The organism is Algoriphagus aquatilis (genome assembly GCF_042657405.1).
Lineage (GTDB): Bacteria > Bacteroidota > Bacteroidia > Cytophagales > Cyclobacteriaceae > Algoriphagus > Algoriphagus aquatilis.
This window is the reverse complement of sequence record NZ_JBHSKS010000033.1, coordinates 1-1276: the sequence shown is the minus strand read 5'-3', so window position 1 is coordinate 1276 and position 1276 is coordinate 1. Positions and strand designations below refer to the sequence as shown.

Annotated in this window: 1 protein-coding gene; it reads left to right on the top strand. The window is 41.9% G+C overall.

Annotated features, from left to right (window positions below; all coding sequences use genetic code 11):
* Positions 1-154: 154 nt before the first annotated feature.
* Positions 155-1093: an IS256 family transposase, variant Zn-binding type gene (locus ACFPIK_RS18125; RefSeq protein ID WP_417281687.1), complete on the top strand. Its 939-nt coding sequence runs from the start codon at positions 155-157 to the stop codon at positions 1091-1093.
* Positions 1094-1276: the final 183 nt, after the last annotated feature.

Below are 1276 nucleotides of genomic sequence, written 5' to 3'. Positions count from 1 at the left end.
GATCTAATGGTCAAAAATAGTTGGTGAAACACCCTCTAACTATCTGATATTGAATTAAATATTAAGACCTTATTGAAAGCGGTTTCAATAAGGTTTTTTTGTTTCATGAAAACTTCAAAAAAAGCGGTGTTGGGCCTGTGGGTTTCTTGACTCAATCAAGTGGGGAAAACAGGCCGGCAAGCAGCGGTATAAGTGTAAAAACTGCGGTATTCTCTTCACTGGTTCTAACCCTTCTGTAGCCAAAATCAACCAGTTTGTTTGGTTTGAAAAATGGGTAGTTGGAAAGCGCACATTGGAGCAATTGGTAACTGAAACTAGCCTGAGCAAAAGCACCATTCAGCGACTTTTTAAAGGTTATCTGAAAGAACCTCCGAGGTTAAGTGTTTATCCTTCCGAGCGGGTAAATCTGCTCATTGACGGCACCTATTTTAGCAAGGATTTATGCCTGATTTTGTATCGGGACAACACCATCAAATTCACCCAGCTCTATCGGTTCAGCGATGGAGAACGATACGAAGAGCTCAAAGAAGACCTCGAAAATCTGCTGCTTCTTGGAGTTCAGATCGAATCAATTACCTGCGATGGACATCGGGCATTGCTCAGGGCGATCCGCAAAGTTTGTCCTCAAGTCACTCTTCAGCGATGTGTAATTCATGTCCAGCGAATGTGCAGAATATGGCTTTCCAGCAATCCAAAGAGTATTCCTGGGCAGGAACTTCGAAGAATTATTTCCACCCTGCATCTGGTCCAATCCAAACAGGAACTCAGCTATTGGCTACTCGAACTGGCCAACTGGGATGGCAGACAACATGAGTTTGTTCATGAAAAAACGGTCAATCCCATCACCGGAAAATATTGGTATAAACACAAACTGTTGAGGCGTTCCTTTTCTGTATTGAAAAGCGCCTTACCCAACCTTTTTACCTACCTGGATAATCCAAGAATCCCCAAATCCACCAACGGGCTAGAATCATTTTTTGGACATTTAAAAACCAATTTAACTATCCACAGAGGCCTCTCAACAGGAAATAGAAAAAGCTTTCTGAGGTGGTATCTGTACTTCAAAAATGCCAGAAGAAAAGGTTTTTCTTAGCCATAGAACAAGAAGAATGAAGCATGAAAAAAGGGCTCCGAAAAACGAAGCCCCTTCATTCCACTTGGCAGATCTTATTGCTGGTAAGTTGCTCCTCAGCAGAGCTTACGTCCTCTTCAAACCTGCACGGGATTCTAAGAAATTTTCTAATTAAAGTCACCAACTATTTTTGACCACATTACC